This window comes from Winogradskyella poriferorum, from assembly GCF_050618035.1.
Taxonomy (GTDB): Bacteria; Bacteroidota; Bacteroidia; order Flavobacteriales; family Flavobacteriaceae; genus Winogradskyella; species Winogradskyella poriferorum_A.
Genome location: NZ_JBODPY010000122.1, coordinates 1 through 236, shown reverse-complemented (window position 1 = coordinate 236; position 236 = coordinate 1). Strand labels below are relative to the sequence as shown.

Annotated in this window: 1 protein-coding gene; it reads right to left on the bottom strand. The window is 37.3% G+C overall.

Going from position 1 to position 236, the window contains the following annotated elements; translation table 11 throughout:
* Positions 1–236: hypothetical protein (locus ACRHOC_RS15160; RefSeq protein ID WP_431159443.1), on the bottom strand; the 236-nt coding region annotated here is incomplete at both ends.

Below are 236 nucleotides of genomic sequence, written 5' to 3'. Positions count from 1 at the left end.
AATCAACGGTATACATTTATTAGCTTTACTGATACTTAATAAACTTTGTGTCGTACTATGTGTGCTACCATTGAGTGCGACTTGATATCGTCCTCTTACAATAAATTCATTAGGACCACCATCTGGACCAATATATTCTAGAATAGAACTATTAAAGCTCATGTCGCAATTAGTAGACCCGTTTTGACGATTGTAGGTTAGGGTTTCTTTATCTGTTAAAACGCGTGCTCCTGGGG